This window comes from Methylobacterium sp. WL6 (assembly GCF_008040095.1).
Classification (GTDB): Bacteria; Pseudomonadota; Alphaproteobacteria; order Rhizobiales; family Beijerinckiaceae; genus Methylobacterium.
In genome coordinates, this window is record NZ_VRVH01000217.1 from 1 (window position 1) to 7889 (window position 7889).

Here is a 7889-nt window from a genome sequence, read left to right on the forward strand (position 1 = left end):
GTGCGCCGGTGTGGAAGCGCAGGAACGCGGCCACCGCCGGGTTCGCGGCGAGCGGCGCGTCGAGCCAGACCGGCGTGTCGGCATCGGTCAGCGCCAGCGCGACGGCGGCGAGTTCCGGCGTGAGCGGGGCGGGCGGATAAAGGTCGCTCGCGAGCCGCCCGATGCGGCCCGGCCGGGCGAGCGCATCCATCAGCGTGCGGAACGTCCCTTGCGCGTCGTGGACCGGGTCGGCGAAGCCGCGGGCGAGCGCCATCAATCCTCGCCCCGCGCCAGGGTGAAGAAGTTCACCCGCGTCGCCGCGATCTTTCGCGCCGCGGCGGCCGCTTCCGAGGCGCGTCGTTCGGCGATCCCCGCCAGGGCGGCCTCGACCGCCCCGCGCCGCGCCGGGTGCTGCCAATGCGCGTCGAGGATGGCGGCGAGCCGGGCGCGCGGACGGTCGCGGCCGAGATGGTAGGCGAAGCCGGTCTCGCCGCCGGGCAGGCGCACCGCCGCCCGGGTCACCGTCGCCTCGCCGACGTTGAAGGCGCGCCCGTCGCCGCCGATGCGGCCGCGCGCCATGACGAGGCCGGTCTCGGGCGCGCGCAGATCCTCGGCCTCGCAGGACAGCCCGGTCTCGGCGAGAACGGCCTCGAGCTCGGCGAGCGAGGCCGCCCCGGCACGCGCCATCGCGGCGCGACGGGCTTCGACCTCTGGCGTTGCCGGGTCGGGTGCTGTTTGGCTGGCGCGCGGCATTCGCGTTCGAAGGCCTCCGATTTGTCTATAGATATAGACAAATCCAATCGTGGACGCAAGGGACGATGCGATCCGTCATGGACGAGGCGAGCGACACCCCGGTGACATCCGCCCGCGCCGGCCCCGTCGAGCGCGGCGCGGGCCTGGCCGCGTGGCGCCAGATCGCCGACGCGATCGGCGGCGCGATCGCGGGCGGCGAATTTCCGGCCGGCAGCCAGCTTCCCACCGAGGCGGCGCTGGCGGCCCGGTTCGGGGTGAACCGCCACACCGTGCGCCGCGCCCTCGGGACGCTGGCCGAGCGCGGCCTGGTGCGGGCGACGCAGGGGCGCGGCACCTTCGTCGAGCCGGGGCCGATCCCCTATCCGATCGGGCCGCGCACCCGGTTCTCCGAGATCGTCACCCGGGCCGGCCGCCAGGCCTGGGGCGACTTCGTCGCGGCGGCGACGGTGCCGGCGAGCCTCGAGACGGCGGAGGCCCTGGGGCTCGCGGCCGGCGATCCGGTGATCGAGATGCTGACCCTGCACCGGGCCGACGACGCCCCGATCTCGGCGGCGCGGATCGCCCTGCCGCTGCCGCGCTTCGCCGGCTTCGCCGAGGCCTACGCCGCCTCCGGCTCGATCACCCGCGCCTTCGCCGGGTTCGGCATCGCCGACTACACCCGCCTCTCGACGCGGATCGGGGCACGCGCCGCCACCGCGGAGGAGGCCAGCCGCCTCGACGTGGCGCCGGGGCGGACCCTGCTCACGGTCGCCAGCGTCAACGTCGACGCCGCCGGCGAACGCATCCTGGCCGCGGCCTCCGTGTTCGTCGCCGACCGGGTCGAGCTGGTGGTGGATTAGCGGCGATGCCGCCGGCCGCGACGAGGGACTGAACCAAGCCTGAGTGCCGCTCCTGCGCGCGAAGCGCCCGGCAGGGGCGCCCTTGCGGACCGTCGGTCGGCTATTTCGCTGCTGCGGTCTTCAGGCGCGCTTTCGGCGGCCCTGCGGACGCCGCCGCGAGCAACGTCGCCCAATCGTCGGGGGGATGGCCCATGTCGAGCATCCGCTCGAACACGGCATAGGCGTCGGTCTTCGCGCCGTGGGTGCGCAGCGTCTCCGCGTCGTTCACCCACGCATAGATCAGGATCCTGGTCCGGCTGTCGTAGCGGAAGAACAGGCGGAAGCGGCCGTTGCCGTACTTGGCCCGGAACCAATGCTTTCGGGACGCGCCGAGGGGGGCGCCCTGGCGGTACTCGGCCCGGGACGGGTCCTGCGGGACGGTCTCGAACATCAATCTCCGCAAGACCGCGAGCAGCTTCGCGTTGGCGGTCCTGCGGTACCTGTCCGGGTCGTCGGCCTTGGCCTTCTCCACGGCGGCGGTCAGCGTCTCGAGCTGGTCGAGCAGCAGCGGATGGGCGAAGATCGTCCACGCGCCGACGACCGTCATCGATCAGAGCGCCACGGGACCGTCGATGTCCGCGCCGGGATCGGCGTCGATCCCCTCGGCGAGGGCCGACATGCGCTCCATCAGATCGGCGGGGAAGGGCGTGATGGCCTGTGGCCGGCGCGCCATGTCCTGGGCGAGGAAGGCCAGGAATCCCTCGATCACGGGGTCCGCCTCCTCGACCTCGACGCGGGTGAGGCGCACGCCGCCCTCGTCGACGACGTAGGCGATCTCGCCGCCGTAGCTGACGCCCAGGGCCTGGCGCACGGCCTTCGGGACGGTCGTCTGGCCCTTCGCGGTGATCTTGCTGCGCTCTCGTACGAGGGGACCCATCGCGGCCTCGGCGGCTTGAGGTAAGGAATTTCCCTTCCCTCGTCGGCAGCCTTCGAAGCAAGCGCGTCGCGGCGCAAGGCGACGCCCTATGCTCCCCGGCATGGGCAGGGCCGCCGAGGGCGGCGTTGCTCGCAGGTGCCCGGGTTGACTACTGACCCCGGATGCGAGGCGCACGCGCCCCCCGGCAGGATACGCAACCCATGACCGAGCCATCGGCCCGCCACGTCGTGATCATCGGTTCGGGGGCGGTCGGGACCGTGAGCGCGCTCGAATGCCTGCGCGCCGGCCATCGCGTCACGGTGGTCGATCCGGGCGTGCCCGGCGGGGAGCAGGCGTCGAGCTACGGCAATGCCGGCTGGCTCTCGTCGCACTCGGTGATCCCGCCGGCGGAGCCCGGCATCTGGAAGCGCGTGCCGTCCTACCTCGCCGACCCGCTCGGGCCGCTGGCCATCCGCTGGCGCTACCTGCCCCGGGTGCTGCCCTGGCTGGTGCGCTACATCTGGGCGGCGCGCACCGGGCGGCAGATCACCGAGACGGCGCGGGCGATGCGCACCCTGCTGGCGGATGCGCCCCGCCTCCATGCCGGCCTCGCCGAGGAGGCCGGCCTCGGCCACCTGATCGAGCGGCGCGGCCTGCTGCACGTCTATCCCGACCGGGCGGCCTTCGCGGCCGACGCCGCGGCCTGGGCGATCCGCCGCGCGGTCGGCGTGCGATGGCTCGAGCTCTCGGCCGACGAGCTGCGCCAGCGCGAGCCGACCCTGCATCGCCGCTACACCTTCGGGGTGATGGTCGAGGAGGCGGGCCATTGCCGCGACCCGGGCGGCTACGTCGCCGGGCTCGCCGACCTCGCCCGCGCCCGCGGCGCGACCTACGCCCGCACCCGCGCCACCGGGTTCCACCTCGACGCGGGTCGGCTCGTCGCGGTGGAGACCGAGGCCGGCGCGATCCCGTGCGACCGGGCGGTGGTCGCCGCCGGCGCCCGCTCGGGCGCGCTGACCGCGAGCCTCGGCGACCGGCTGCCGCTGGAGAGCGAGCGCGGCTACCACGTGATGATCGCCGGCGCCGAGGCGGGGCCGCGCACCCCGGTGATGGCCTCGGACGCCAAGATGGTGGTCAACGCCATGGACGGCGGCCTGCGCGCGGCGGGCCAGGTCGAGTTCGCCGGGCTCGACGCGGCGCCGAACTGGAAGCGCGCCGAGATCCTGCGCGACCACCTGACCGGCATGTTCCCGGACCTGCCCGCGACCGTGCCGGCCGAGCGGATCCGGATGTGGCTCGGCCATCGCCCGAGCATGCCGGACGGGCGGCCCTGCATCGGCCGCGCCCGCCGCACCGGGGACGTGGTCTACGCCTTCGGCCACGGCCATGTCGGCCTCGTCGGGTCGGCGCGCACCGGGCGCCTCGTCGCCCAGCTCGTCGGCGGCGAGGCGCCCGAGATCCCGCTGGCGCCGTTCGACCCCGGCCGCTTTCTGTAGGGAAGCGGCACCCGGCCTACCGCGCCGGCCCGCCGATCAGCGCCCGGCGCAGCCGGCCGGACACGGCGTCGATCGCCGCCACGGCGACGAGGATCATCAGCACGAGGCAGGCGACCTGCTGCAGCTCGAGCACCCGGATCAGCTCGCTCAGGTACTGGCCGATGCCGCCCGCGCCGACGATGCCGATGATCGTCGCCGATCGGGTGTTCGATTCGAAGAAGTACAGCACCTGGCTGCCGAGCACCGGCAGGACGGCGGGCACGAGGCCGAAGCGGATGCGGTGGAGCGCGCCGCCGCCGGAGGCCGCGACGCCCTCACCGTCGCGGCGATCGACGGTCTCGACCGCCTCCGAGAACAGCTTGCCGAGCGCCCCGACGTCGGAGCAGGCGATGGCCAGCGCACCGGCGAACGGCCCGAGCCCGACGACGTTGATCCAGACGAGCGCCCAGATCAGCACGTCGACCGAGCGGACCACGTCGAGGCCGCGGCGCACCGCGAAATGCGCGAACGGGTTCGGCACCACGTTCCGGGCCGCGAGCAGCGCCAGCGGGAAGGCGACGAGCGCCGCGGCCAGCGTCCCGAGGAAGGCGATGGCCAGGGTCTCGCCGAGCGCGTGCAGGAAATCGGGGAAGCGGCCGCCGGCCGAGGGCGGCAGCATCATCAGCGAGAACTCGGCGAGCCGCCCGAGGCCGCTCACGATGCGGGTGGCCGAGAAATCGAGGCGCACCATCGCGAACGCCGCGAGCCCGAGGAGGGCGGCCAGGGTCGCGAGCGTCGCGAGCCGCGCGCCCCACGCGGTCCGGAACGCGTCGGGGTGGCGCCGGCGCAGGGCGGCGACGTCCACGGGACGCGGCGGCCGGCTCATCGCGCGCCCTCCGCGCCGATGAGGTGGTGGCGCAGCCGCTCGGTGCCGAGGTCGATCGCCATCACCGTCGCGACGATCATCAGGAGGATCGCGCTCACGTCCGCGTTGTAGAAGTTGCGGATCGCCACCAGCAGCTCCTGGCCGATTCCGCCGGCGCCGACGAAGCCCATCACCCCGGCGCCGCGCACGTTGATCTCGAAGCGGAGCAGCCCGTAGGAGGCGAAGCTCGACAGCACCTGCGGCAGCACCGCGAAGCGGATCGCCTGGATCCGCGAGGCGCCCGATGCGGTCAGCCCCTCGACCGGCCTCATGTCGATGTTCTCGACCACCTCGGAGAACAGCTTGCCGAGCGCCCCCGTGGTGTGGAGGGCGAGCGCCAGCACGCCCACCATCGGGCCGAGGCCGAAGGCGATGACGAAGAGCAGGGCGAACACGATCTCGGGCACCGTGCGCAGGACCTCGAGGGCGCGGCGCGTCAGGAAGCGGCCTGCGCGGGTGCGGGCGAGGTTCGCGGCCGCGCCGAAGCACAGCAGGAAGGCGCCGACGCCGCCGAGCAGCGTGCCGAGATAGGCCATCAGCAGGGTCTCGCCGAGGAGCGCCGCCCATTTCGGCAGGCCCCAGTACCATTCGGCGAGGTCGCCGCGCAGGTCGGCGAGGGTCAGGTGCGGCAGGATGCGGCCGAGATAGGCGGTGAGGTTGCCGATGTTGTCGGCGAGCACCATTGGCCGCACCTCGGCCATCAGGCCCGACAGGACCAGCAGCCCGGCGACGACCGCGAGGAATGCCAGGCTCCGCCGCCGGGTCGACGCGACCGCGCGCCCGTAGGCCTCGGCCAGGGCCGCCGCCCGCTCGGGCGGCAGCGGCGCGATCCGCCCGCTCACGGCGGCGACCCGTCCGGTCCCGGGATCAGGACTTGCGGCGCTGCGCGTCGTTGAACTTCAGCATCTCGATGATCGGCTGGTAATCCTCCAGCGTTACCGGGGTGAGGCCGAGGTCCTTGCCGTCGGAGAGGCGGTCGAAGGCGGCCTTGTCGGCGGTCGGCAAAGCGACGAAGGCCTCGACGATCTTGCGCTTCAGGTCGGCGGGCAGGCTCGACAGCATCGCGAACGGGCCCTCGGGCAGGAACGCGGACTTGAAGACGATGCGGAAGTCGGACGGGCTCAGCGGCGTGCCGTCGGGCTTCTTCAGCATGCCCTTGGCGGCCATGCGGGTGACGACGGAATCGGTCTCGGAGTTCCACAGGTTGGCGGCGGCGTCGGCCGTGCCCTGGGTCAGCGCCAGCACCGCGTTCTCGTGGCTGCCGGCGTAGACGGTCTTGCCGAACAGCGCGTCGACGTCGTGGCCGCTCTTGTTGAGGAAGAAGCGCGGGGCCTGGTTGCCGGAGGTCGAGTTCGGGTCGACCAGGGCGAGGTTCCTGCCCTTCAGGTCCGCAATCGTCCGGTACGGGCTGTCGGCGCGCACGTAGAGCACCGAGTAGTAGCCCGAGGCGCCGTTATCGTGCTTCTGGTTGACGATCGGGTCGACCTTCACCCCCGTCATCACCGCGCGGGCGAACGAGGCCGGGCCGTAGAAGGCGATCTGGATGTTGCCGGCGCGCTGGCCCTCGATCACCGCGGCGTAGTCGTTGGCGACCCGCAGCTTCACCGGCACCCCGAGCGCCTTGGTGAGGTAGGCGGCGAGCGGCGCGTAGCGGTCGGTAGTGCCGGTGGCGTTCTCGACGGGAATCGCGCCGAGGGTGATCTCGGGCACCGTCGTCTTCCAATCCTGAGCCAGGGCGGGCTGCAGGGCGAGCGCGGCCAGGCCGCCCGCGAGGGCGCCGACGAGGGTGCGACGGTCGAGCATCATCATCTCCGGGAAGGGGCGTGGCACGGGGTCGTCCGGGGTCAGGCGACGAGGGCGGCGGGCTCGACCGCGTGCGGCGCCCGGTCCATCACCTCGCCGGCCTCCAGGCCGTAAAGCTGCTTGGCGACGTCCTCGGTGAGGTCGAAGGCGCCCCCGTCGAACACCACGCGGCCGTCGGCGAGGCCGACGAGCCGGTCGCAATAGGCGCGGGCGAGGTCGAGCGAGTGCAGGTTGCACAGCACGGTGATGCCGAGGCGCCGGTTGGCGTCGGCGAGCGCATCCATCACCAGCTTGGTGTTGCGCGGGTCCAGCGAGGCCACCGGCTCGTCGGCGAGGATGATGTCGGGCTCCTGCACCAGCGCGCGGGCGATCGCGACCCGCTGCTGCTGCCCGCCCGAGAGCTGGTCGGCGCGGTGGGCGGAAAAGCCCGCCATGTCGAACGCCTCGAGCGCCGCGAGCGCCCGCGCCCGGTCCTCGGCCGACCACAGCTTCAGGAGCGCGCGGTGGCTCGGGGCGTGGGCGAGGCGCCCCATCAGCACGTTGGTCAGCACGTCGAGGCGGCCGACCAGGTTGAACTGCTGGAACACCATGGCGCAGCGGGCGCGCCAGCGGCGCAGGTCGCGCCCCCGGAGCGCGGTGACGTCGAGCCCGTCGAACAGGATCCGCCCGGCCGAGGGCTCGGCGAGGCGGTTGAGCATGCGCAGGAAGGTCGACTTGCCGGCGCCCGAGCGCCCGATCACCCCGACGAAGCTGCCCGGCTCGATCCGCAGCGAGATCCGGTCGACCGCGAGGCGCGGTCCGTAGCGCCGCGTGAGGCTATCGACGATGAGCATGCGTGCCGTCCGCCGCGAGGGATGCGCCGGTAGACCCGTCGCGCGCGACGATAGGATGACAGCCGCGCCGCGACCCGCGGTTTCGTCGTGAACGGGCGCGCCGTGCGGCTACGCAGCGAACGGGATCCGGCGCAGGATGCGGAACGGCGCCGCGCCGTCCTGGCGCAGCAGCGTGATCGCGTCGATCGTCAGCGACGTCGGCGGGCAGGCCGCCGCGAGGCAGGCGCGCCAGGTTTCGCGGGCGTCGCCGGCGAGGCGGCCGGTCAGGGTCATGTGGAAGCGGAAGGCCTCGAAGACGTGGGGATAGCCCCAGCGGTCGAGGAGCGCGCGGCGGCGCGCGTCGAGGCGTTCCGGCTGGCGGCGCGCCCGCTCCGCCGGGGTGAGGCC

General features: G+C 73.6%; 11 protein-coding genes. 2 read left to right on the plus strand and 9 right to left on the minus strand.

Annotation, left to right across the window (positions count from 1 at the left end):
- Together FV230_RS21115 and phnG are read right to left on the minus strand one after the other, a co-directional pair.
- The coding region (locus FV230_RS21115; protein ID WP_147843788.1) for a phosphonate C-P lyase system protein PhnH at positions 1 to 253 on the minus strand (253 nt) is incomplete at its 3' end.
- Positions 253 to 732: a phosphonate C-P lyase system protein PhnG gene (gene phnG / locus FV230_RS21120; protein ID WP_279603797.1), complete on the minus strand. Its 480-nt coding sequence runs from the start codon at positions 730 to 732 to the stop codon at positions 253 to 255. The genes phnG and FV230_RS21115, both read right to left, overlap by 1 nt.
- 77 nt (positions 733 to 809) lie before the next feature.
- Here phnG and phnF point away from each other — a divergent pair, with 77 nt between their 5' ends.
- A complete protein-coding gene (gene phnF, locus FV230_RS21125) occupies positions 810 to 1571 on the plus strand; it encodes a phosphonate metabolism transcriptional regulator PhnF (RefSeq protein WP_147843790.1) in 762 nt (253 codons plus the stop codon).
- 100 nt (positions 1572 to 1671) lie between these two features.
- Here phnF and FV230_RS21130 read toward each other — a convergent pair whose 3' ends face one another.
- Positions 1672 to 2157: a type II toxin-antitoxin system YhaV family toxin gene (locus FV230_RS21130; protein ID WP_147843791.1), complete on the minus strand. Its 486-nt coding sequence runs from the start codon at positions 2155 to 2157 to the stop codon at positions 1672 to 1674.
- A 3-nt stretch (positions 2158 to 2160) separates the two neighbouring features.
- A complete protein-coding gene (locus FV230_RS21135) occupies positions 2161 to 2487 on the minus strand; it encodes a type II toxin-antitoxin system PrlF family antitoxin (protein WP_147843792.1) in 327 nt (108 codons plus the stop codon).
- Positions 2488 to 2687: 200 nt separating this feature from the next.
- Between FV230_RS21135 and FV230_RS21140 the strand changes: the two genes are divergently transcribed.
- Positions 2688 to 3962: an FAD-dependent oxidoreductase gene (locus tag FV230_RS21140; protein WP_147843793.1), complete on the plus strand. Its 1275-nt coding sequence runs from the start codon at positions 2688 to 2690 to the stop codon at positions 3960 to 3962.
- 16 nt (positions 3963 to 3978) lie between these two features.
- On the opposite strand, the gene phnE (FV230_RS21145) is transcribed toward FV230_RS21140, so the two are convergent.
- From phnE (FV230_RS21145) to FV230_RS21165, 5 genes are all read right to left on the minus strand, one after another.
- Positions 3979 to 4827, minus strand: a complete 849-nt coding sequence (phnE, locus tag FV230_RS21145) for a phosphonate ABC transporter, permease protein PhnE (RefSeq protein ID WP_147843794.1) — start codon at positions 4825 to 4827, stop codon at positions 3979 to 3981.
- Positions 4824 to 5708 carry a phosphonate ABC transporter, permease protein PhnE gene (phnE, locus tag FV230_RS21150; protein ID WP_147843795.1) on the minus strand — a complete coding sequence of 295 codons (885 nt, stop codon included), beginning with the start codon at positions 5706 to 5708 and terminating at the stop codon, positions 4824 to 4826. Before phnE (FV230_RS21150) ends, phnE (FV230_RS21145) begins: the two co-directional genes overlap by 4 nt.
- A gap of 25 nt (positions 5709 to 5733) precedes the next feature.
- Complete coding sequence (gene phnD, locus FV230_RS21155; RefSeq protein WP_147843797.1) at positions 5734 to 6669, minus strand: phosphonate ABC transporter substrate-binding protein; 936 nt, start codon at positions 6667 to 6669, stop codon at positions 5734 to 5736.
- 41 nt (positions 6670 to 6710) lie between these two features.
- The gene (gene phnC / locus FV230_RS21160; RefSeq protein WP_147729659.1) at positions 6711 to 7502 is read right to left on the minus strand and encodes a phosphonate ABC transporter ATP-binding protein; all 792 of its coding nucleotides are present in this window, start codon (positions 7500 to 7502) and stop codon (positions 6711 to 6713) included.
- 108 nt (positions 7503 to 7610) lie between these two features.
- On the minus strand, positions 7611 to 7889 hold a 279-nt coding region (locus tag FV230_RS21165; protein ID WP_147843796.1), incomplete at its 5' end, for a DUF1045 domain-containing protein.